Origin of the sequence: Actinoplanes philippinensis, assembly GCF_900113015.1 — a bacterium.
Lineage (GTDB): Bacteria > Actinomycetota > Actinomycetes > Mycobacteriales > Micromonosporaceae > Actinoplanes > Actinoplanes philippinensis.
Window position 1 is genome coordinate 206,793 of record NZ_FONV01000006.1, and the last position, 22,777, is coordinate 229,569.

Sequence of the window (22,777 nt, forward strand, 5' to 3'; positions counted from 1 at the left end):
GACCTGCTGTAGAAATCGATCATCGATGGGTACCGCCACACTTCCAGCGACAGAACCCCGGTCTCGCGAACGAAGCCACCTGCCTTCATCGCCAGTCCCCTGGCCGCCGTTACCGGGGGACGGCGGCGGCCGGGAGCCGGATCGGAGCGTATCGGGTGCGGTCCGCGCCGGTCGTGAACGCCCAGTACCGCTCGCCGAAGGACCAGTGCCACCACTCGGTCGGATAGTTGATCATCCCCACCGAGGTCAGCGCCGTGATCAGGATCTCCCGGTGCCGCCGCGCCGTGCCGGAGATGTTGCCGGCGCCGGTGAAGCACGCGTTGGCGCTGGCCACCGGTGTGGCGTCGACCTCGGTGCCCATGTCGACCTCGGCGCCGTCCTCGGCGCACAGGGTGAGGTCGACCGCGCCGCCGGTGCTGTGCGGGGCCACGTGCACCGGCGAGACGAACTTGGTGGCCTCGACATACACCCGCTCGGGATCCCACTCGGGGTGCCGCTCGCCCAGCTCCCGCAGGTAGCCGTCGAAGATCGACTGCTGCCGGTCCAGCGGGCGGTAACCTTCGATCACCAGGAACCGCAGGCCACCGGGCAGGGTGGCCTGCGCGTCCAGCAGCCGCGACACCACCCCGTCACGCAGGTGGCCGAAAGCCCCGTCGGCGTCGGCGTAACGCCGGTCGAGCCGCAGCTCCGGGACCGCACCCACATCCACCAGGGGCTCACCGGACTCGCCCGCCACCACGGCGTCGATCCGGCGGTCGGACAGCAGAACGAAGGGTTCGGGCGGCATGCGGCTCCATCCGTGGGCTGACTCCTGCAGTACCTTGCGGCACTTGATCTGTTCGGCGCAACCCGCCGCTGGGTAAGGGAGGCGACCGTGACGGATGGGCGGGTACGGGCGTGGGCCGCCCATGTGGTCCGGGCAGCGCGGCGCTACGACGAGGCCGACGGTGGACGGCTCGCGGCGGCGGTGACGTACTACGCGTTCTTCGGCACCTTCGCGGCGTGGCTGGCCGGCTTCGCGGTCTTCGGGTTCGTCCTGGACGACCCGGAGGTGCTGCGCGCGGTGGAACACTACCTGGCCCAGGACCTGCCGAGTGTCGACGTGCAGGCGCTGCGCGATGCCCGTACCACCGTCGGGGTCGTCGCTTTCGTGGGGTTGCCGGTCACCGGATGGTTCTGGACCGACGCGTTCCGGTCGTCGATCCGCCGCATCTGGGAGCTGCCCGAATATCCGGGCCGGCTGATCGGACGGATCCTCGCCGACCTGGCCGTTCTCGCCGGGCTGGCGGTGCTGCTGGTCGTGTCGGTGTCGGTGGCCTACGCGACGACCGTCGTCGCCGGGCGGATCGCCGAGGTCGCCGACGCCGGCGACACCCTGTCGCGGGTGGCGCTCGAGGTGGTCGGGTTCGTGGCCGCCGGCGGCGTGACCACCGTTCTGGCGTGCGGCGCGCTGGCCGGGCTGCCCCGGGTGCGGATGTCGTGGCGCCGTCTGATCGGGCCCGCCCTGCTGACCGGCGTGGCCGTCGAACTGCTCAAGACGATCGGCGGCTTCTACGTCCGGGCGGTCGAGGCCAATCCGGTGTACGCGCTGGTCGCCGGCTCGGTCGGCCTGCTGGTCTTCCTCAACGCCGTCAACCAGGTGCTGCTGTTCGCCGCCGCCCTCACCGCCACCAGCACCGTCGGCCGCACGACCGACCTGGCCGCCCGACGATGATCGACGCGTTCATGTGCCGATCGTGTCCCGCTCACCGGCAGTTCTCCTGCGGCCGCCACCGTAGGTGCCATGACCGTCACCACCGGGTCCGCGCTGCTGGAGCGCACGCTACGACACTTCGGCGTCAGCCTGGGACACCTCACCGAACGTTCCGCCGAGGCGTGGATCCGCGCGCTGCGGCTGCCCACCGCCGCCCAGGCCTGCACCCACCCCGCTGAACTGCCGTTCCCGCACGTCGCGATCAGTGTGGCCCTGCCCGCCGGGCTCGCCCTCCCGGCCGAGGTCGCCGGCACGGCCTTCATGCAGGCCGCCATCGCGGCCGGTTCCGCCCACGCCGCCGGCCGGTCCGGCCGGGCGATCCATTACCGCGGGTGGTCGGCGATCACCGGCGACGTCACCGTGGGTGAGATCTTTTCCCAGACCGATATCGTACGGGTGATCGCGCGCGACACCCCCGCGGACACGGGCGACGTGCTGGCGGCGGGCCGTGGCCTCACCCCGCACTGGATCGCCGGCGACCTCACCGTCCTGGCCGAGCCCCGCCCCGACGGCGTGCTGGTCCCCCTGCCCGGCTTCACCCGCTGACAGCCGTCCGCGGCGTCCGGCTCACCGCGCCCGCCGCGGCATCCCGCTCACCGCGCCCGCCGCGGCGTCCGGTTCACCCCGCCGGCCTCACCCGCTGGCACCGGGGCGGCACAATGGCGCGGTGAACCGGCGCCGGCGCAAGAAACTGCAGCGGAACCTGGTCGAGGCGGCCATGTGGGGAACCCCGCTCGACGTGATCAGGCTGCTCCGGGCCGGCGCCCACCCCGACCTGCCGGACGCGGCCGGGACCACCCCGCTGTACCGGGCCGCCGTGCACGGCGTGGCCGAGAACGTCCGGGTGCTCACCGCGGCGGGCGCCGACCCCGACCGGGAGAGCGGCACCGGCGACGAGGGGCTGCCCCTGTGCGCCGCCGCCTGCTGGGGTCACGACGCGGCAGTCCGGGAACTGCTGGCGGCCGGCGCGGACCCCCGGCTGCGCGAGGACGGCGGACACGGGATGACGGCGCTGGATTGGGCGCGAGCCGGCAGCCACCAGCAATCACTCGACCTGATGTCAGGCACGCAGGGCCTTCAGCAGCCGCGCTGACCGGGTGTCGTCGTTCGCGGTGAGGCGGGCCAGCAGATCGGTGGTCGTGCGGGGCCAGTCGTCGCGGGTCAGCAGGGCCTTCGCGCTGACCGCGTCGTCACCCAGGTCGAGGGTGGTAGCGGCCTCCGCCAGCCGCCGATGGTCCAGGCCCGCTTCGGCGAGGGCGCGGCTGCCGTCGTACCCCTGCTCGTTGTTCCTGGTCAGATGCGGGTAGGCGGCGGCCACCCGGTATGTCGCGAGCATCGCGATCAGCACGTCGTCGGTGCGCCGGGCGCCACCCCGTTGCCGGGCGATCTGCTCCGACTCCAGCGAGATCCACAGGGTCGGCGCGGCCGCGTACGGATAGGGATTCTTGAAGATCTTCTGGAAGAGGAAGGCGCGCAGGCCGTTGCCACGGAACCGGTCGCGGCCGATCATCCGGTCCCGGACCGGCCGCAGGTCGGCGCTCACCGGATCGGTCCGCGCCGGCAGGTCCCCGCCGGCCGCGACCCGGCGAACCGTGGCGGGGTCGATGCCGCACGCCCGCAGAATCGCCGCGGCCCGCGCCTGGTCGTCGTCGAGAATCGCCTGCAGCAGGGTCTCCGGCCGGCATTCCTGATCGGGGGCGAGGCGGGCGGCGTGCAGCAGGGCGGCCCGCGCGCCGTCGGTGAGATTCAGGGCCTTCGGGAGTACGAGTTCAGCGTCCGGCCGTGCGGCGCCGTCCGTCCCGTCCCACTCCTTGTCGTCCTCCCGGACCACATGAACGGCAACGGTGGGCGTCACGTCGAAGACGTCGAGGATCCGCGCCACGGCCGGCGCCGCGGTGACCAGCCCGGCCAGCAGATGCGCGGTGCTGATCACGTCGTGGAAAGCGGCCGCGAAATCGAGGGCGCTGGCGGTACGAATGGTGGGACTGAATTCGAGGGCCATGCCGAAAATGCTAGATCCGAACCGCTTTCCACCGACTCTGCTCACGGTTCGACATTCACGGCCGCCCACCTATACCCGCGGATATACCGGCGGTACGACCGGCCCTCGTGCCGGGTCGCCGGAGACCATGCCACGGACTCGAGCAAGCCGGCCGCCCCCAAAGCGACGCGCGACGGCGGGCAGACCGAGCCCTGACACGCGAGCGCGAACGGGAGCCGACATGTCGCACCAATCCAGGCGTCAGCGGCACTGCCAGCCGCCCCACGTCCCAGGTTCACCGTCGGCGAGGCCGGAGGAGCGCTGAACCACACGGATCTGCGGAGTTGAGGTCGTCCGCCCGGTCCCCAATTTGCTAGGTTGCGGGCATGGCTCGATTGACGGAAATCGCATTCTGCCTGCCTGCCACCCCCTTATCCGAAAAATTCATCAGCGACCTCCGCACGCTTCTCGCTGACGTCGCCTATGCCACGAGCAGCCCCACTGACTCCTTGACATTGACCCCGCCTGCGCCGTCAGCCGCTCTCCCGGTGACTGTGTTCCGCCTGGTCGATCGGTCAGCGCCGGAGGTGACCCTCGACATCGGCCGCACCATCGGCGTGCTGGGAAGCGACCTCGTCCCCGACCGGGACCGGGTGGAACTGGCCGACCTCGCGGAGCGTCTCGCTGGGAGCGTCAAGCGCATCGACCACACCGGCGTCAACCTGCCGGCCCAGGTGGTCCTCACCCAGGAGTGGGACTGCTTGGTGCAGGACATCGCTGCCTCCGCGGCTATGTACCGCTACCCCGGAGAGCCGTGGCCGTTCGTCCTGCCGTCGACCGGTATGGAACTGGAAAATGACATACATGATTTCGTCGTCGGCCGGGAACCACGCTTCGAACTCGTGCACGACACCTGGAACCCGTACACCACATGGCAAATCGCGCTTTGGACGACTCTGACCCGTACCGAACTGGAGCAGTTGTTCCCGGACCCCGTCGGCATCGCCATTCCCGGCCTTGAGGAATTCTTCCGGACAGTATTCGTCCAGCACAGCTGGCCGAACCTGGAAATCCGTTTCGACCTCTGCTTCCGCGTTGACGACGGCCCATCGGACTGGGAGACCGGTGAGTGGCTGGTCACCCAAGGCGGCCGGATCAGGTGACGTCCTCACATGCAGCGATCCGGGCGCCGTCTCACGTTCAGCGATTACTTCTCGTGAGTGGCGGACGTGGCTTGCCGGATCCGTCGCCGTCATGTCGATCCGCCGTCGTTCACCTCGTTCGGATTCTGATCTACCCTGTGCCGGCGCGCAGTGCCGCCAGGTCGCGGACCGCGTAGCGGTGGTGTTCGGCTTCCTCCTTCAGCACCACGCTGAGGCAGCGGCGTAGGACGTATTCCCGGTCGGGGTACAGGTCGCCTGGCTTGCGGGCGCACACCCGGTCGAGGTCGGTCTCGGTGAGCCCGTCGACAATGGCGCGCAGCGTGGCCATCCGGGCGCGCCGCGCCGCGAGCACCTCGTCGAGGGTGGGGGTGGCGTCGAGGGTGAGCCCGAGTTTCGCCGCCTCCTCGGGTGGCGTCCCGCCGGCCGGCAGGCCCAGGGGGTGGTACGGCGCCGGTTCTTCGAGGACGGCGTTGCCGAGCCAGGCGTCGCCGGCGAACAGCAGGTGCCGGTGCGTTTCGACGAATGACCATTCGCCGTTGACCCGTTCGTGCAGGGTGGCTTCGGGCAGCTGCCGGGCGCGCTCCAGGGTCGCCGCCCACTGTGTTTCGATGGCCCGCCAGGCGGCCCGGTAGTCGTCGGGGGTCGTGGCGTCGCGGGCCAGCACCCTGGCCGGGTGCTGCCGGTCGAGTTCGGCTTCGACGTAGGCGGTCACGTCGACATCGTTGACGACGAGCCGGGTGAAGTCGCCGCCGAGGTAGACGTCGCTGCCGTAACAGTCGACGATCTTCAGGCCGGTGACGGCGCAGTCGCGGATCTCCAGGCCGGCCAGGTCGGACAGGTGGATACGGGCACCACGGAACTGCTCACTGTTGGTGTAGTCGGCGGGCATCGCAGCAGTCTGGCGTAGTCGTCTCGTCCGCGTCTATCCCGTGCCCACGTTCGGGACGACCCAGTGCGGGGGCCAGGTGCGGGGGCTGTCGGGGCCGGTCTGCCGTTGATCGCGCCTGCTATGCGGAAAGGCGCGGATCGTTGTAGTGATGGTTGACTTTGGTGCGGTGGCCGGCCGGGGAGGGGTGTGCGTGGTCAACGTCGTTGTACGACGTCCCCCGCGTCGAGCTTCGATGAGCGTGGTGGCGGGGGCGGTGCTCGGTCTGCTGGCGTTCTCGGTCGACGCCGTTGACGGCACGGCCCGGCAGGTCATGATCGCTTTGGTCAGCGCAGCGGCCTCGCCTGGGGCTCAGCGGCATTGGTGGCGGGAAGCACGGCCCCGGATCGCCGCAGTGCGGTGAGGGATGCGACGGCACTGCTGGTCTCGGCCACTCTCGTCTACTACCTCTTGATTCTCGTGATCAGCCGGCGTTGGGGCGGCGGCACGCCGGCGGACGGATCATCGGCAGATTGGTACGGGCTGCGTTCGCTGGCGGTCATGACCGCGGCCTGGCTGCTGGTGTCGATGGCCGCCGGACCGCTATTGGGCGTGCTGGGCCGGCTGGCGCGCATCGCGCCGATGCCGAACGCCGCGTTGGCCGCCGGTGCCGCCTGCGGGTTGCTGTCCGGCGAGGGCTGGCTGCAGATCGTCGCAGCACCACCCTGGCGACTGTGGGCTGTCGACGGACCGGATGCCTCCTTCGCCCGCGGAGTCCTTGTCACAGAAGTGGTCGAGATCCTCGTTCCGCTCGCCGTACTCGCGTGGTTGGTGTCGGCCCGACGCCTTCGGCACGTGTGGCCCCAGGTACTGCTCGCGATGGCGGTCACCGCGACGCTGAGCGCCGGGCTGTGGCACCTGGTCCGCATCACCGCGAACCAGCTCGGCTGATCACCCCACCCGCCGGGCAGCACGGCGGCGTAGCGCCGGAATCTTCCGAATCGCTGGGATCTTGACGCAACCGACGTGCGACATCGACAAGCTGCTGTCGCAGGTTGGCGAACGTGTCGCCTTGGATGTGCACGCCGGGGAATGCCCGTCCGGCGAGATGAGTCACGGCGATGTTCCCACCGCTCGCTAGAACTTGCCCCTGCTCGTCGCCCACTCGGCGATGATCCCACCCCGCCGAACCCAGGCGGCCAGCCGAGCTGCTTCCCGATACCGAGCGGAATGCTGAACTGCCGAATTGAGTGCGGCCGCCCCTCTCCTTGGGATGCAGCCGTCATCCTCACACCGATGCTTCCAGCCTCGGAGCCCATTGCGATGATCAACGCATTGAACGGTCCTCCGGCAGAGGACAGAAAAATCCGCGCGGCGTGTACCGGGACGGGGTTCAGGGAATGGGCGGAGGGTCGGCGGACCCGGAACGGGATACCTGCTCAGCGGCCATGTCGACGGTCAAAAGGTCCGGTAGGCGAAGGTCGGCCCAGAAGGCGCCCGGGTCCGCGAGGGCGACAGTCGCGGCCAGCCACACGGTCATGGCCATGCCATGACTCGCGATGACCAGCGGTCGTTCCTCGGCCCGAGCGGCCCAGAAGCTCACCGCTTCGGCGAATCGGGCCGCCACCCGCTCGCGGGGCTCCCAGCCGGGGTAGTCCGTGCCGGTCACATATGCACGCCGACGTGCCCGGAAATCACCCTCGTACGGCTCGTCGCGTGCCACCTCATCAAACCGGGCGTCGGTGTACACCGAGCCGGCCGGCTCCAACGTCTGCCGCGCCTTCGGCTCACGGCTCGCGACCAGCAGCGCATCCGGCGGCAACACCCGCGCGAGCGCCCTGGCCTCGCACCGGCCCTCGCTGCTCAACTCCCACTCCGGAGCGGGAACGTCGGGACCGAATGCCGGCATCGCATGCCGCACCAGAAGCAGGTTCACTCCAGCATGATCCGACATGCTGAACACATCACCGTCATCGCTACCTTCGCGCATAAAATTCGCGCAGACCAGGCCAAGATCAACTGACTCACATGCTGCCTGGGCGGACACATGCCGGAGAGGCGGGTACGACGAAAAAGTCGCCGGCTCGGCATCGTGGTCACCGGGCTCGGGCTTGTTCCTCTGCTTGCTTGAGCCATCCGCGGTACCAGGTTGCGAAACCCGTCGGGCTGCCGTCGGGCTCGCGCAGAGGGCGGAGTCCGCCGTCGCCGGCGGTGTCATCCGCCCACATCTGCCCACGCGCCGGCCCGCTGATCACGAGCGCCTCACGGTAGGCGCAACCGAGGTGGCACAGGTAGAGCAACCCGATGTAGTGCTCGGGCGCGCAGACCACGGCGTCGTGCCGCTCCCAATAGGCGTCCTCGGCGGCGTTGAACTGCTCTTCGGATTCGAAGTCGTCCTCGTCCGGTGGTTCGGGCAGGCCCTCCGCCGGGTTGAACGCCTCGGTGTGCGGAAACGGCCGGCTCAACGTACCCATGTCGGTCATGTCCGCGCCGTCTCCCTCCCAGCGCCAACGGCCTTCGACGCGGCGCAGCGGGAACAGTCCGTATGCGGGCCCGGCGCCGCCACGGCTGACCTGCAGGAGAAATGTCCGGTACTCGGCGGGCAGCTCGACACCCAGCTGCGACTCCAATTCGGCCAGCTCGTTCTCGGTGATCGGAGGTTCCCGTCGCCATTGATGGTCGTTGGCTCCGAAAAGCGTTCCCGCATGGGATTGGGTGGACAGTGAGGCCAGGCGATCGGGCACGTCCGACCAGTCCGAGATGATCACCGCGACACCATAGACCTCAAGACGGACCTCTCGGCCGGAGGTGCATCAACCACTCGCGCGTGCAGTCATGAACGCCGGTTGAGAGGCGTGACCGCCGAGGCCGCGAGCCGTGCGTCTGGCAACCAGCAGCGCTCGGGCGGCGAGCGAGTCCGGCCGGGAGCCGGTAGCCGTAGGGTGTCGGCATGGTTGATCGATCCCTCACCTTGATGGCGGTACACGCCCATCCCGACGACGAAGCTTCGAGCACCGGCGGGGTCCTCGCCCGCTGTGCCGCGGAGGGGATCACGACAGTGCTCGTGACGTGCACCGACGGGCGTTGCGGGGACGGTCCGGGCGGCATCAAGCCGGGTGCGCCGGGGCACGATCCGGTGGCGGTCGCCGCGATGCGCCGCGAGGAGCTCGAGGCGAGCTGTGCCGCGCTCAAGGTCACGCACCTCGAACTTCTCGGCTACGCCGACTCCGGGATGATGGGGTGGCCGAGCAACGACGCACCCGGCTCGTTCTGGGGCGTGCCGGTCGCCGAGGCGGCAGACCGGCTCGCCGGCCTCATCCGGCGGTACCGACCCGACGTCGTCGTCACCTACGACGAGAACGGCTTCTACGGCCATCCCGACCACATCCAGGCGCACCGCGTCACCATGGCCGCGGTCGCGCTGACCGACGTGCCGGCCAAGGTGTACTGGACCACCGCGCCGCACTCGGGGATGGCCGCGCTCGGCGAGGCGCTGCGCGAACTGGGGGTCGACTGGGCGGAGACCGAGATGACCGAGGACGCCCCACCCCCGCAGATCGGCTTGCCGGATGCGGAGATCACCACCTGGGTGGACACGCGGGCGTTCGGCGCCCAGAAGTACGACGCGCTTGCGGCGCACGCCAGTCAGAGCGAGAACATCGCATTCCTGCGCATGGGCAAGGAGCGCTTCACCGACCTGATGGGGGTCGAGACATTCGTGCGGGTACGGGACACCACCGGCGCGCCGCTACCCGAGGACGATCTGTTCGCTGGACTGCGCTGAGCGGTCCGACCGCCGGGAGGACCCCGGCCCGCTAGGGTGCGGCGTTCTCAGTCTGGCGGGGTCCAGTCGTAATGCGTTGATGTGGTGATCCTGTGGAAGCCGCAGCGCTGCAGGATCGGGGCGCTCGCCGGGGAGGCGTCGACGTGCAGCAGGGGGTAACCGCGGGTCACGGCTTCCCGGGCCCGGGCGGCGATCATCGCGCGATACAGGCCGCGGCCCCGCCAGGCGGGCAGGGTGGCGCCGCCGAGGAGGGCCGCGAAGTCGATGCCGGGGTCGAAGACGGCGATCGCGGCGCAGACGACCCGATCGTCGGCTTCGGCGACCAGGATGCTGATGTGGCCGGGATCCGCCGCCACCCGCGCGCCCAGGTCGCCGGCGACCCAGGAGCAGTCGACGCCGAAGACCGCGGTCTGCAGGTCGGCGATGCGGCGCAGATCCTCGGGCTCGCGGACCTGCCGCAGCGCCACCCCGGCGGGCAGGGCCGGGTCGGCGGCCACCTCGCGGGCGACACCGATCAGGACCGTCGACGGCTGCTGGGGTACGAACCCGGCCGCGACCAGGCGTTGCGGGAGTTCGGCAGGCAGGTCGTGGGCGCGGACCTTCCACTCGACGCCCTCACCGCGCGCCTCGAAGTAGTCGCGCTGGCGACGGATCAGCGTGTCCAGGGCCACGCCGGTGACGCCGATGTCGCGGGGCGCCCGGATCCGGCCCACGTGGCCGCCGACGATGCGCAGGACCGGGCCGTCGTGCTCGTACGCCATGCCGGACGGGACGGGGCCGGACGGCAGGCGCATCTGTGCGTCGTAGGCGGCCAGGAACGCGGCGATGTCTGCCATGGGGCACATCGTGCCCGGTGCGGGCAACGAGCCCGATTCGGTGGCCTGCCCGGGACGGTCGCCACGCTCAGCGGGCCCGCAGACCTGACGATGGGTACTGGGTGACGGCAACGAACGCGGTGGCGGCGCGGTTGCGCTCCGCGGGGGCGTTGACCGTCGCGGTCATCGTAGTGACTGTTCTGATCGCCGGGGCGACGTTCGCGGCGATGACCCGTGGTGACGACGACACGGCGGGACGGCTGCTGCAGCGGCGGACCAGTCAGGTCACGGCGGCGGTGCAGGCCGAGGTCAAACGGTATGTCGACGCGGTGACCACGGTGGCCGCCGCGACCGGCGCGCACGATGTGCTGACCGAGGCGAAGTTCCAGCAGCTGAGCGCCCCGCTCGCGGAGATGCGGCTGTCCGGGGCGACCGCCGTCTCCTATCTGTTGCCGGTCGCCGACGATCAGATCGCCGCGGCACAGGCGCTGTGGCGGTCACGGGGTGCCGTCGGTCTGCGGTTGCAGCCGGTCGGGTCGGGTGAGCACATCTTCGCGATGATGGTGCGTTCGCTGGACCAGGCGCCGGCGACCCGTACCGGCGTGGACGCCACCCAGTCGCAGCCGCTGCTGGACACGCTGCGCACCGCACACGACACCGGGCAGCCGGCGGTCTCCGAGCCGTACCGGCTGGTGGTCGATCAGTCGGTGCCCGCGCCGCTGCGACAGTTGTCGTTCACCATGGCGGCGCCGGTGCTCGGGCTGCCGGGGCGGTCCGGGGAACGCGAGTTCCGCGGGTGGGTGGTGATGGGCCTGCGCAGCGAGGACTTCCTCGGCACCGTGCTGCCGAACCTGAGCGACGGGCTGCGCGGGGTCAGCCTGCTCACCGCGGCCGAGGAGCGTGTGCCGAACGTCGCGTCCCACCCGCGCGGCGGCGCCGGGGATCCGGGCATGACCCGGTTCGGCACCGTACAGGTCGCCGACCGGACCTGGTATCTGCGGATCGACGCGTCCCGGCGGGACCTGATCGGGTCCACCGCGCTGCCCCGGGTCGTGGCGGTGGCCGTACTCGCGCTCGGGTTCGTCCTTGCCGCTCTGGTGCATGTGCTGGCGACCGGTCAGGCCCGGGCCCGGCGCGCGGTCCTGCAGGCGACAGCTGATCTGGCGGCGGCCGAGACCCGCGCCCGGGAGCAGGCGTTCCTGTTGACCACGATCCTCGACGCGATGAGCGACGGCGTCGGTGTGGTCGATGACAGCGGTGACTTCCTGCTGCACAATCCGGCGGCCCGGAGCATGCTGGGGATCGCCGAGGACCGCAACGGCGCGGAGAACTGGCAGGCGCACTACGGCATGTTCCTGCCCGACGGCAGCGGCCCGTTCCCCACCGAGCGGTTGCCGCTGGTCCGGGCGCTGGCCGGGGAGCAGTGCGATCTCGTCGACATGCTGATCCGCAACGACACCCATCCGGACGGCATCATGATCAGCGTGTCCGCCCGGCCGATCCGGTTGCGGGGTGGGCTGGCCGCGGCGGTCGCGGTGTTCCACGACGTGACGGCCCGGCGGGCGGACACCGCGGCGATCGAGGCCGCCCGCGACGAGCTGGCCGCCCAGAAGGACTACCTGACGCAGGTCCTGGACGCGCTGCAGATCACCGTGATCACCTGTGACACCGGGGGCATGCTGGTGCACACCAACGCCACCGGTGGCGCGCGGGTCGGGCAGCCCAGCCTCAGCGGCCGGCACATCAACGAGGTCAGCGTGGGGATCACGGTCACCGATCTGGAGGGGCACGTGATCGAGCCCGACGACATGCCGGTGCCGCGGGTGTTGCGGGGCGCGGACGACGTACGCCTGGAGGCCATGATCCGGTTTGCGACCGGCAAGACCCGGGCCGTGGTGCTGAACGCGCAGCCGCTGCTGGACCGTACCGGCGCGCGCATCGGCGCGGTCGGCTCCTCCTACGACATCACCGCTCTGCGCGAGCGTGAGGCCGATCTGGCCGCGTTCGCCGGTGTCGCCGCGCACGACCTGCGGGCGCCGCTGATGGTCGTCGCCGGCTACGCCGACCTGCTCCAGCAGGATCTCGCCGACGGTGTCGCGCCGGAGTCGATGCTGCCGACCATGGCCCGGATCCGGGTGGGGGTGCACCGGATGCAGCAGCTCATCGACGACCTGCTCGCCTACGCCACCGCCCGCGACGCGCGGATCAACCTGCAGCCGGTCGACCTGCAGGCGGTGGTGGCCGACATCATCGCCGAGCGGACCACCCATCTGCGGATCGCCGGGCGTGGTTCGGCGCCGCCGCCGCGGTTCCGGGTCGGCCCGCTGCCGGTCGTCGCCGCGGACGCCAGCATGATCCGGCAGGTGTTCGACAACCTGATCGGCAACGCCCTGAAGTACACGCGGGCGGGTGAGGCGGCCCGGGTCGACATCGACGCGCATCACCCCGGCGGCGATCCGGCGGCGGTCTGCGTCACCATCGCCGACCGCGGCATCGGCATCCCCGCCGAGGAGCAGCCCCACGTCTTCGACCAGTTCCACCGCGTCGCGGCACACACCAAGGCCTACACGGGTACGGGGCTGGGGCTGGCGATCTGCAAGCGGGTGCTGGAACGGCACGAGGGCACCATCCGGGCCGCCGACAATCCGGGCGGCGGCACCCGCATGATCATCACCTTGCCGTACGCCGGCCTGCCGTTGCCCGACGCCGCCGACACCGGCCGGCCCGCCGCCCTGCCGCTGAGCTGAACGCGATCGTGAGCGCCTCCCGCGACGTGGCGGGAGGCGCTGTGCCGGCAGAGCGGACCTGGAACGCGAGACCCCGCGGGTTCCGCGCGCAGGGCCAGCACCACGCTTCGGCTCTCGACTGCGGCGCAGGCGGTGTTCGCGACGGCTGACAGCGCCGGCCCGCCGATCCCCGGCAGCCCGGTGGCCTGGGCCGCAGTGGCGCCGTCGAAGTTGAGCGGGAGCGGCCGGCCGTCGGTCGGGTCACCGACCAGCACGTGCCGCCGTGCCCTGTCGACGACCAGCCGGTCGATCGAGTTGAACCCCGCTACGCCCACGTCTCCACGCCGAGGACCCGCAGCAGCTCCAGGCGCTCGCGGGTCTCGGTGTCGGCCGGGGTGAGCACCAGCAGCTTCTGCCCGAGATCCGGGGTGAGCAGCGTCTCGCAGTCCATGGTCAGGCGGCCGACCCGCGGATGCTGGAACGTCTTGCGGTCGGCGCGGCGCACCGCGACCTCGTGCTCGGCCCAGAGCCGCCGGAACTCCGGGCTCGCCGCCAGCAGCCGCTCGATCAGGCCGGTCACCTCCGGGTCGCCGGCCCGGCGGCCGGCGACCGCGCGCAGGTCGGCGACGTGCTGCCGGGCGTGCCGGTCCTGGTCCTCGGGGACGGCTACGTCACGGGCGCCGGGCTCGGTGAACCAGCGGTAGATCAGGTAGCGGCGGTCGCCGGCGAACCCGGTGTGGTCGCCGCTGAGCAGCACCGACGCCCGGTTCTGGGCGAGCACCTCACCGAGATCGGAGATGACCATGGCGCTGGTGTCGCCGAGCAGGTCGAGCATTCGGATCAGGCCGGCCCGGGCCAGCACGGCCGGGCCGGCGACCGGCGGCGGCTGGTGGCCGGCCAGCCGGAACAGGTGGGCGCGTTCGTCGTCGGACAGCCGCAGCGCCCGGGCCAGGGCGGCCAGCAGCTGGGTCGACGGCTGGCTGCTGCGGCCCTGCTCCAGCCGGACCACGTAGTCGACGGACATGCCGGCGAGCATGGCCACCTCTTCCCGGCGCAGCCCCGCGGTCCGGCGGCGGGGCCCGTCGGCCAGGCCGGCCTCGGCGGGGCGGATCGCGGCCCGCCGCCGGCGCAGGAAGTCGGCCAGTTCGTCACGTCGCATGCCTCCATGCTGCCCCGCCGGCGGCCCGCCAGACAGGGAGCGCCACTCCCACGATGAACGCTCCTCTCCCCCGCCGGCCGCCGCCGGCGCACTCTCGGTGGCATGCAGAAACGAACTCTTGGCAGCACCGGGCCCGTGGTCTCCGCACTGGGGCTGGGCGCGATGGGCATGACCGGCGGGGCGTACGGGGCGGCCGACCGGGCGGAGAGCATCGCCACCGTGCACGCCGCCCTCGACGCCGGTGTCACGCTGATCGACACCAGCGACCACTACGGGACCGGGCACAACGAGATGCTGCTGGCCGAGGCGCTGCGCGGCCGGCGCCGTGACGACTATCAGCTGAGCGTGAAGTTCGGGGCGCTGGTCTCCCCGGACGGCGCGTTCCTCGGGCAGGACAACCGGCCGGTCGCGGTGAAGAGCCGGCTGGCGCAGTCGCTGACCCGGCTCGGTGTCGACCACATCGACGTGTACCGGCCGGCGCGGCTGGATCCGGCGGTGCCGGTCGAGGACACGATCGGGGCGATCAAGGAGATGGTCGAGGCCGGGTACGTGCGGCACATCGGCCTGTCCGAGGTCGGCGCCGACACGATCCGCCGGGCCCACGCCGTGCACCCGATCGCCGACCTGCAGATCGAGTACTCACTGATCTCCCGCGCGGTGGAGGCCGAGGTGCTGCCGGCGCTGCGGGAACTGGGCATCGGGATGACCGCGTACGGGGTGCTGAGCCGGGGCCTGATCTCCGGGCACTGGGATCCGGCGGCGGTGCGTCCGGGCGACCACCGGGCGATGATGCCGCGGTTCTCCGGTGACAACGCCGCCCACAACCTGGCCCTGGTCGAGGCACTGCGGCGGGTCGCGGCGACGAAGGGCTGCACGGTGGCGCAGCTGGCCATCGCCTGGGTGGCCGCGCAGGATCCCGGCATCGTCACGGTGGTCGGAGCCCGTACCCGCAAGCGTCTGTCGGAAGCCCTGCCCGCGCTGGACCTGGAGCTGACCGCGAGTGATCTCGCCGTGATCGAGCAGGCCGTCCCGGCCGGCTCGGCCCGCGGCGACCGGTACCCGGCGGCCATGATGGCGTCCGTCGGCGTCGGCAACTGATCGCGCCCGATACTCACCGTTCGGGTCGGGGTGATCCGGCGGTCGCCGGATCGAGTCGCGATCTGCCGCACGCCGTGGCAGCCGCGTGGAACCCCCGCGGCCGGGAGCGACGGTGCTCCCTCCCGGTCGACACCCATTCGACATTGACGTCTATCACCGCGCTCTGACCGTTTACGATCATTTTCAAGATCAATCGTAATATGTTCGGTACGTCGATTCGTGTAACGCCGGCGCAACGCGATTGTCGTGTTCGGTTACCGTATCGGAATGCCTGCCAGCCATGATTCCGGCGATCCGTCCCCAGTGGAGATCGTCCTCACCGGCGACGACCCCGAGGCGGCCCTGCGCGAGCTGCACGCCTGGCTGCGCGACGACGAGGACCTCGCCGGCGTCCGGGTGCGGCCGGTGACCGCGGCGCCGGGGCCGGGCGAGATGTCCGGCGGCCTCGTCGAGGCGCTGGTCGCGACGGTCGCCGACCCGGGCATGCTCGGGGCGCTGTTCGCCGGGCTGGGCGGGTGGGCCGCCGCACGGGCGTCCACCCGCCGCACCCGGATCCGGGTCCGGACGGGCGACCGCGAGGTCGAGCTGGAGGGACCGCAGCTGAAGGATCCGGAGGGCGTGGTCCGCCGCCTCATCAGCGGCCTGAGCGAGACGCCGTGACATGCGGCTCCCCGATTTCGACAGGTCGCGCGCCGTGCTCATCGGCGCCGCCGAGTACACCAGCCCCGGCCTCGGTGACATGCCGGCGGTCGCCAACAACGTCGCCGCATTGCAGAGGTTGCTGACCGATTCCGCACTGTCCGGCTTCGCGCCCGGGCACTGCAGCGTCACCCTGAACCCCACCGAGCCGGGCGACGTGCTGCGGCCGGTGCAGACGGCAGCCGACGAGGCCACCGACGTGCTGCTGGTCTATTACGCGGGGCACGGCATCCTGGACCACGACGGGCATCTGCATCTGGGCCTGCGAGCCACCGACACCACCGAGGACTGGACCGTCCTCAAATTCGAGGAGCTCGCCAAACACATCCGGCGCAGCGCCGCCCGCAGCAAGGTCATCATTCTGGACTGCTGCTACAGCGGCCGGGCGATCAGATACATGTTCATGTCCGGCGGCCGGCTGGCCACCCGCGCCATCGCCAAACGCGACATCAGCGGCCTCTATGTGCTCACCTCCAGCGCCGCCGGCAAACCGTCGCTGGCCCCGGAGGGCGGCGAGTTCACCGCGTTCACCGGGCAGCTGCTCGAACACATCGGCGCCGGGATCCGCGGCGAGCGGAGACTGCTGACGATGCGGGCGCTGTTCGACGCCGTCCGCGGCAGCATGAAACAGCGCGGGCTGCCCCTGCCGCAGCAGCACATCGGCAACAACGCCGGAGACGTGGCGCTGGTCCGCAACCGGGCGTACACACCGGGCGCGCACGCCGTATCCCTGATCCCGAAGAAACCGGCCCTGCCCCTCGCCCTCCCGGCCGTCCCGCCGCGCTGGCGGCGGGCCGTCGGCGGTGGCCTCGGCCTGGTCGTGCTCACCGTCACGGTGAGCACCGCGGCCGGGCCCGCCCCCGCGGCGTGCGCCGCGCCCACCGCGATCCGGATGCTGGTCCCGCCGGACACCGTCGACATGTTCACCGACATCGCAGGCGCCTACGAGTACGCCACCCGCGGCCCCGACCACTGCCAGCGTGTCCGCGTCGACCTGTCCAGCGCCTCCCGCGACGACGTGGCCCGGGCCTTCCAGCTCTCCTGGCGGACACCGCCCGACGCCACCGACGAGGACCGGCGGCTGCTCGACCGGGTCGGCCTCGCCCCGGACGTGTGGATCGCCGACCTCGGCGCCGACATGACGGCGGTGCAGTCCGCGGTCGCCGCGATCGACGGCGCCGCGGTCCGGATCCCGGGCGGCCCCGACGACTGGCCGATCGCCGAGTCCCCGCTCGTGCTGGCCGAGCCGGGCGACCCCACCAGCGCCCCGATCGCCCGGCTCGCCCCCTCCTGGAACACCGTGATCGGCGGCCGGGCCGGCGAGCCACGGCTGCGGGTCACCGGCGTGGTCCGCCCCGACCCGGACACCACCACCGTCGGCCGGCTCGCCGACGTGGCGCTCTACCCACCCGGCCAGAGCACCACGACCGCCCGGAACCGGGTGCAGCGGCCCCTGGACGTCGCCGCGGCCGACGCCGGCCAGGGCATCGGCACACCCGACATCGCCGGGCTGCTGTGCGGATCGTTCGGCGACGCCCAGCGCGGCACCGGCCTGATCGTCGCGGAGTGGCAGCTGGTCCGGCACAACCTGCAGCACCGGGCCGGCCGGCGATGCGGGCCCGCCCGCACGTGGAACAGCTGGTACCCGGCGGACACCCGGTGGCTCGACTACCCCATGGCGCAGCCCCAGTGGGCCCATGCGCCCGGCCCGCGGGTCCGCCGTACCGCCGACGCCTTCACCGCCTGGATCCGCTCCCCCGCCGGCGGCAAGGCGATGGCCGACCACGGCCTGCGTCCCCGCACCACCGGCCCGGACACCGGGCCGATCAGCGAGAACGGCGCGCTCGCGAACTGGTTCGCCAAGGACGGCTACCAGACCGCGCCCACCGACCTGGCCCGCGCCGACAAGGCATACCAGACGGCGAAGAAACCGGCGACGGTCCTGGTCGCCGTCGACGGATCCGGCTCGATGACCGCCCGCAGCGGCGGGCGGTCCCGCTTCGACGCCGCCCTCGACGGGATCGCCGCGTCGGTCGCCACGATGGGCGCGCGCGACGACTTCGGGCTGTTCATCTTCTCCACCGCGATCAAGGGCGGCATCACCGACGTCGACGGTGACGCCACCGCCGTCGCCCAGCGGGCCCGCGACTACCGGCCGGCCGGCGGCACACCCCTCTACCAGGCCGTGGACCACGGCGTCGGCAGGCTGCGCGACGACCGGACAGCCGGCGACCGGCACCGGATCCTGCTGGTGCTCACCGACGGCCAGAACACCACCGGGCACCGGCTGCCCCGCCTCGACGACGACTCCATCCAGGTCGTCGTGGTCAACGTCGGCGTGCCCGGCTGCCCCGACCCCCGGCTGGCCGCCCTCACCAGCCGGCACGGCGACTGCGTCGGGGTGCCGTCCGGAACTGTCGACGTCGACGTCGCCGAACAGATCGAACGACTGTGGCAGAAGGAAACGACGTGATCAGTGAGGTGACCCGGCGACCGTGGGTGGTCCTCGTCATCGGGCTCGCGACCGGCCTGGCACTCGGCCTCACCGTGCCGATCCTGGTGCGCCCGTCCGGCGGCACGCCCGGCGAGCTGGTGATCGTCAGCGGTGACGAGGACGGCCGGGCCGGCTCCCGGCAGATCCTCATCGACCTGTGGAACCAGCAGCACCCCGACAAGCGGGCCCGGATCGAACCGGTCTCCGGCGGCGCCGACGAGGAGCACAGCGCCATGGAGCGCTACGCCAAGGGCGAGGAGGAGGTGAAAGCCGACATCCTCAACCTCGACATGACCTCGATCGCCGAGTTCGCGGCATTCGGATACATCGCCGAGTGGCCGGCCGACCGGACGCCCGGCCAGTTGCTCGGCGAACTGCTGGAGAAACCCCGCGCCAGCTGCTACTACCAGAACCGGCTGTGGGCGCTGCCGTTCAACACCGACGTCGGGGTGATGTTCGCCCGGCGGAGCCAGCTCAAGTCGGCGCCACCGACCCCACCCCTCGCCTTCACCTGGAACGACGTGCTCGACCACGAGCCCCCCGACAAATCGACCACCCCCGAGTGGGCGTACGCCGGACAGCTCGACGCCTACGAGGGACTCACCGTCAACGCGGTCGAGGCGCTCTGGGCGGTGCAGAAGGAGATCGGCGGGCCGGCCGCGTCCGCACCGTCCCCGCTGGGAGTGCCGACCGACCCGGCGATCTGGACCGCGGCGGTGAACCGTCTCTACGGGCCGCCCGGCAAGCCCCGCGTCGTCGACACCGACTCGACCTCCTACCGGGAGGAGACGACCACCGCACAGTTCCTCAACAGCCGCATCGTGTTCATGCGCAACTGGCCGACCGCGTTCCGGACCCTCGTCGAGGCCAGCGACCAGCAGGTCACCGTCGCCGCCGCCGACATCGTGATGACTCCGCTGCCCGGCCCGGCCGTCCTCGGCGGGCAGAACCTGGCCGTGGTGGCCGGCTCCCCGCGCGGCGACGACGCCCGCGAACTGATCGCGTTCCTGGCGAGCGAGGCGTCCCAGCGGCTGCTGATGCAGGTCGGCGGGTTCGCCGCGGCCACCGCCGCCACCTACGACCGGCCGGAGATCAAAGCCGCCCATCCGTACGCGCCGACGATCCGCTCCGCCCTCGAGGACAGCCGGCAGCGGCTGCAGACCCCCTACTACCCGCTGTTCAGCCAGGAGATCCGGACCGTCATCGGCGAGATCCGCGCCGGCGCCGTCCCGTCCGCCGCCGACCTGCAACAGCGGCTCACCGACGCGGCGGCCGGCAAACTGCGACGCCGATGACCCACCACGGAGGCCGGGATGGGACGTAGCTGCCGGCAGTGCGTGGCCCGGTACGCCGGATCACCCGGCACCGGCGGATGCCTCGGTCACGTCGACGGGATGCGCCTGTTCGACGCCCGTTGCGGGGTGCGGGGCGTCACCTACGGGCCGCCCGCCCACGAGACGGCACACCGGCTCGTGCTGCCCCGATCCGGCGCCTACCTGGTACGGATCAACGGGCGGGAGGTGTTCGTCGACAGCGCGACCGCGATCCTGACCCGGCCCGGTGACGAACTGCGCGTGGCGCACCCGCTGGGCTGCGGCGACACGTTCACCGCAGTGCACCTCGACGACGGCGACGGCGACCGGTGGCCGCGAGCCGCCTGCCACTTCCGGATCGACGACACCACCGACCTACACCACCGGATCCTGGTGTCGGCCTGCCGGCGTGGCACCGACGCGCTCACCGCCGGCGAATGGCTCGGCACACTCCTGCAACGGCTCAACCCCGACACCGGCGGGTACGGCCCACGCCGCCCGGCCACCGCGGTCGCCCACCGGCGGCTGGTCGCCGACACCCGCGAACTCCTCGCCGACGGCCGCCACACGGCCGGCCTGACCGCCCTGGCCGCGCAGGTCAACGCCTCCCCGCACCACCTGAGCCGGATCTTCCGGGCGGTCACCGGGCAGACGCTCACCGAATACCGCAACCGGATGCGGGTCCGCGCGGTCCTCGCCGACCTGCAGGACGGCGAGGACTGCCTGCGCACCCTGGCCGCCCGTTACGGCTTCGCCGACCAGTCCCATCTGACCCGGGTGGTGCGCCGCCATCTGGGCCGGCCGCCGAGCACCGTCCGGAGCCTGCTGCGCTGACCGGATCGAGCACGGATGTCCAACGCCGCGGCGGCCGGGCTGGTGTGCCATCGAGGGAGTCGTTCGCCCCATCTTCCGACGCCGTCGTTCGCTTTTGGAGTCGCCATGCGCGCGTTTGCCCGTACCACCCTTGTTGCGGCTTTGACGTTGACCTTGACCTTGAACGCCGCTGCCGCGCCGGGAGCCGCCGCCCGTGCGCCCCGGCTGACCGACGCCGCGCCATGCGCGGAGATCACCACCTTCACCTGCTCCTATCTGACCGTGCCGCTGGACCGCAACGGCGGGCGGCCGGGGAAACTGCGGTTGCGGGTCGCGGTCGCCGGCAACAGCGACGCGCCCCGGGGTGTGCTGCTGGTGCTCTCCGGCGGGCCGGGCCAACCCGGGCCGTCGCTGGTGCCGCGGATCTCCCAGCGGCTGTCCTACCTGCTCACCGACTACCGCATGGTCATGATCGACCAGCGGGGCACCGGCGAAGGCGCGATCGACTGCCCGCGGCTGCAGTCGGAGACCGGATCGTCCGATGTCACCCCGCCCACGGCGGACGCGGTCCGCGAGTGCGCCCAGGTGCTCGGCCGCGACCGTGACGACTACACCACCGCCGACACCGTCGCCGACCTCGACGACCTGCGCCGGGCGCTCGGCGTGAGCCGGTGGACGCTCGACGGTGTCTCCTACGGCAGTTTCGTGGCCGCCCACTACGGGCTGACCCACCCGCAGCGGGTGCACCGGATGGTCCTGGACTCGGTCGTACCGCAGAACGACCTCGACCCGCTGTACCGCAGCGGGCTGCGCCGCGCCGGTGACGTGCTGCGCAAGGCGTGCGAGGAGCAGCGGTGCGGCTACGATCCGGCCGCCGAACTCGCCGAGGTGGTACGCCGCCACGGCAACGCGGTCGGGGTGTTCGACCTGCTGGTGACGGCCAGCATCGTCGACCCGCGACTGACCGGCGCCGGGTTCTATCCGGTGCTGCCGCTGCTGCACCTGGCCGCCCAGGGTGATCCGGGCCCGCTCGACGCCGCCGTCAAAGACCTCCAGGACAGTGCCCCGCCGCCGGCCGACTACAGCTCCGGGCTGCACGTGGCGACCCTCTGCGCCGATGTGCGATCGATGCCGTGGGGTGACGCGAGCGCGCCGACGCGGGTCCGGGACGCGGCCGTCGCACGGGCCCTGGCCGGGATCACCGACGACGAGGTGTGGCCCTTCGAACCCCGGACAGCTGTCGAGCAGGGCATCGTCCAGGGTTGCCGGCACTGGCCGGTGACCAGGCCCAACCCGCGCCCGCCGTACGCCCGGCTGACGATGCCGGTCCTGATGATCAACGGCGACCGTGACCTGTCCACCCCGGTCGAGTGGGCCCGGCAGCAGGCGGCGATCACCCCACACGGGCGGCTGGTCGTGATCGAGGGCATGGGCCACTCCATCCAGGGCCGCAACCCCGAGGGCGACCGGGTTGTGGCGGAGTTCCTCATCGGTCCTTCGGCGGTCCCTTCCCGCTGATCGCCGCCGAACTGATCCCGCCGGCCGCCGACGCCCCCTCCTCGGACGGCGACAGCGGCCGGCCGGTGGCAGCGCGGCTCCAGCGGAAACGGCCTGGTCAGTCGGTTCTCTTCCCTGGAACTGAGTCGATACCGCCTCGGAGTTGGCCGGGGCGGCTGGCGAACTCGACAACGGTTCCTGCATGATTTCGGCCGGGACGGCCCTTCGCCCCATGTCTCACCGGGTCGCACGATCGGTTTCTCTCTGCGAAGTTGAGTGCGTCGTGCATCGGCGTCTAAATCACCGGCTCGGGATCGGAACTGCCCGCCTCGGACCGAAGCCGCCGGAGTCTCCACCGGGCGTGAACGTCGGTTACGGAGTACTCCGTCAGCTGCTGTAGGCGGCCAGATCTCGCAAGCAGATCGATGTGCCACAGGTGCGCGTTGTGCCGGTGAGGATCCTGGCTGTAGCACTCCGCATAAGCGCCCACCAGGGCAATCGCGGTAGACCATTCGCCGGCAGCCTCTGCCGCCTCAGCTGCCGCCTGGTCAAACAGGTCATTCACAGTCCCGAGTATGACTTGCAGTAGACCAACAGCACCCGACCGCCTGGTCGCA

General features: G+C 71.5%; 21 protein-coding genes. 13 read left to right on the forward strand and 8 right to left on the reverse strand.

The annotated features are described in order from the left end of the window. Positions 1-109: 109 nt before the first annotated feature. The gene (locus BM290_RS17215) at positions 110-787 is read right to left on the reverse strand and encodes a M15 family metallopeptidase (protein WP_093615144.1); all 678 of its coding nucleotides are present in this window, start codon (positions 785-787) and stop codon (positions 110-112) included. An 87-nt stretch (positions 788-874) separates the two neighbouring features. On the opposite strand from BM290_RS17215, the gene BM290_RS17220 reads away from it, so the two are divergent. The 3 genes from BM290_RS17220 to BM290_RS17230 all read left to right on the forward strand — a co-directional run bounded on the left by BM290_RS17220 (position 875) and on the right by BM290_RS17230 (position 2,846). Further along, positions 875-1,714 (forward strand): YihY/virulence factor BrkB family protein, encoded by an 840-nt coding sequence (locus tag BM290_RS17220; protein WP_093615146.1) that lies wholly within the window; start codon positions 875-877, stop codon positions 1,712-1,714. Between the two features lie 69 nt (positions 1,715-1,783). Next, positions 1,784-2,299: a hypothetical protein gene (locus BM290_RS17225; protein ID WP_093615148.1), complete on the forward strand. Its 516-nt coding sequence runs from the start codon at positions 1,784-1,786 to the stop codon at positions 2,297-2,299. Between the two features lie 121 nt (positions 2,300-2,420). Continuing rightward, a complete protein-coding gene (locus BM290_RS17230; protein ID WP_093615150.1) occupies positions 2,421-2,846 on the forward strand; it encodes an ankyrin repeat domain-containing protein in 426 nt (141 codons plus the stop codon). Here the strand turns inward: BM290_RS17230 and BM290_RS17235 are convergent. After that, positions 2,814-3,755: a Clp protease N-terminal domain-containing protein gene (locus BM290_RS17235; protein WP_093615152.1), complete on the reverse strand. Its 942-nt coding sequence runs from the start codon at positions 3,753-3,755 to the stop codon at positions 2,814-2,816. The genes BM290_RS17230 and BM290_RS17235 overlap by 33 nt on opposite strands. 365 nt (positions 3,756-4,120) lie before the next feature. On the opposite strand from BM290_RS17235, the gene BM290_RS17240 reads away from it, so the two are divergent. Continuing rightward, positions 4,121-4,897 (forward strand): hypothetical protein, encoded by a 777-nt coding sequence (locus tag BM290_RS17240; protein ID WP_093615154.1) that lies wholly within the window; start codon positions 4,121-4,123, stop codon positions 4,895-4,897. 130 nt (positions 4,898-5,027) lie between these two features. Here BM290_RS17240 and BM290_RS17245 read toward each other — a convergent pair whose 3' ends face one another. Then, the gene (locus tag BM290_RS17245; protein ID WP_093615156.1) at positions 5,028-5,786 is read right to left on the reverse strand and encodes a DinB family protein; all 759 of its coding nucleotides are present in this window, start codon (positions 5,784-5,786) and stop codon (positions 5,028-5,030) included. A 396-nt stretch (positions 5,787-6,182) separates the two neighbouring features. Between BM290_RS17245 and BM290_RS17250 the strand changes: the two genes are divergently transcribed. Beyond that, entirely contained in the window at positions 6,183-6,713 is a 531-nt protein-coding gene (locus tag BM290_RS17250) for a hypothetical protein (RefSeq protein WP_093615158.1), read from the forward strand. Here the strand turns inward: BM290_RS17250 and BM290_RS51065 are convergent. From BM290_RS51065 to BM290_RS17260, 3 genes are all read right to left on the reverse strand, one after another. Continuing rightward, positions 6,691-6,927 carry a DUF6959 family protein gene (locus tag BM290_RS51065; protein WP_373871041.1) on the reverse strand — a complete coding sequence of 79 codons (237 nt, stop codon included), beginning with the start codon at positions 6,925-6,927 and terminating at the stop codon, positions 6,691-6,693. The two genes, BM290_RS17250 and BM290_RS51065, sit on opposite strands and share 23 nt — an antisense overlap. Before the next feature lie 228 nt (positions 6,928-7,155). Further along, positions 7,156-7,752: a histidine phosphatase family protein gene (locus tag BM290_RS17255; protein WP_203779208.1), complete on the reverse strand. Its 597-nt coding sequence runs from the start codon at positions 7,750-7,752 to the stop codon at positions 7,156-7,158. 106 nt (positions 7,753-7,858) lie between these two features. After that, a complete protein-coding gene (locus BM290_RS17260; protein ID WP_203779209.1) occupies positions 7,859-8,530 on the reverse strand; it encodes an SMI1/KNR4 family protein in 672 nt (223 codons plus the stop codon). Positions 8,531-8,712: 182 nt separating this feature from the next. Here BM290_RS17260 and BM290_RS17265 point away from each other — a divergent pair, with 182 nt between their 5' ends. After that, positions 8,713-9,546, forward strand: a complete 834-nt coding sequence (locus BM290_RS17265; protein ID WP_093615160.1) for a PIG-L family deacetylase — start codon at positions 8,713-8,715, stop codon at positions 9,544-9,546. 47 nt (positions 9,547-9,593) lie between these two features. Here BM290_RS17265 and BM290_RS17270 read toward each other — a convergent pair whose 3' ends face one another. After that, on the reverse strand, positions 9,594-10,382 hold the full coding sequence (locus BM290_RS17270) for a GNAT family N-acetyltransferase (protein WP_093615162.1): 789 nt from the start codon (positions 10,380-10,382) through the stop codon (positions 9,594-9,596). Positions 10,383-10,552: 170 nt separating this feature from the next. On the opposite strand from BM290_RS17270, the gene BM290_RS17275 reads away from it, so the two are divergent. Next, positions 10,553-13,108 (forward strand): ATP-binding protein, encoded by a 2,556-nt coding sequence (locus BM290_RS17275; RefSeq protein ID WP_143133795.1) that lies wholly within the window; start codon positions 10,553-10,555, stop codon positions 13,106-13,108. A gap of 304 nt (positions 13,109-13,412) precedes the next feature. Here BM290_RS17275 and BM290_RS17280 read toward each other — a convergent pair whose 3' ends face one another. Continuing rightward, entirely contained in the window at positions 13,413-14,246 is an 834-nt protein-coding gene (locus BM290_RS17280) for a helix-turn-helix transcriptional regulator (RefSeq protein ID WP_093615166.1), read from the reverse strand. Positions 14,247-14,348: 102 nt separating this feature from the next. Here BM290_RS17280 and BM290_RS17285 point away from each other — a divergent pair, with 102 nt between their 5' ends. The 6 genes from BM290_RS17285 (at position 14,349) to BM290_RS17310 (ending at position 22,181) form a co-directional block, all read left to right on the forward strand. Continuing rightward, the gene (locus tag BM290_RS17285) at positions 14,349-15,344 is read left to right on the forward strand and encodes an aldo/keto reductase (protein ID WP_093615168.1); all 996 of its coding nucleotides are present in this window, start codon (positions 14,349-14,351) and stop codon (positions 15,342-15,344) included. Between the two features lie 267 nt (positions 15,345-15,611). Beyond that, a complete protein-coding gene (locus BM290_RS17290) occupies positions 15,612-16,004 on the forward strand; it encodes an effector-associated constant component EACC1 (protein WP_143133796.1) in 393 nt (130 codons plus the stop codon). 1 nt (position 16,005) lies between these two features. Then, complete coding sequence (locus BM290_RS17295; protein ID WP_093615172.1) at positions 16,006-18,516, forward strand: caspase, EACC1-associated type; 2,511 nt, start codon at positions 16,006-16,008, stop codon at positions 18,514-18,516. Further along, the gene (locus tag BM290_RS17300; RefSeq protein WP_177319760.1) at positions 18,513-19,832 is read left to right on the forward strand and encodes an extracellular solute-binding protein; all 1,320 of its coding nucleotides are present in this window, start codon (positions 18,513-18,515) and stop codon (positions 19,830-19,832) included. The genes BM290_RS17295 and BM290_RS17300 overlap by 4 nt, the downstream gene beginning before the upstream one ends. Before the next feature lie 18 nt (positions 19,833-19,850). Next, positions 19,851-20,684, forward strand: coding sequence for a helix-turn-helix transcriptional regulator (locus BM290_RS17305; RefSeq protein WP_093615176.1), 834 nt, complete (start codon positions 19,851-19,853; stop codon positions 20,682-20,684). 147 nt (positions 20,685-20,831) lie between these two features. Continuing rightward, entirely contained in the window at positions 20,832-22,181 is a 1,350-nt protein-coding gene (locus tag BM290_RS17310; protein ID WP_177319761.1) for an alpha/beta hydrolase, read from the forward strand. The last annotated feature ends 596 nt before the right edge of the window (positions 22,182-22,777 follow it).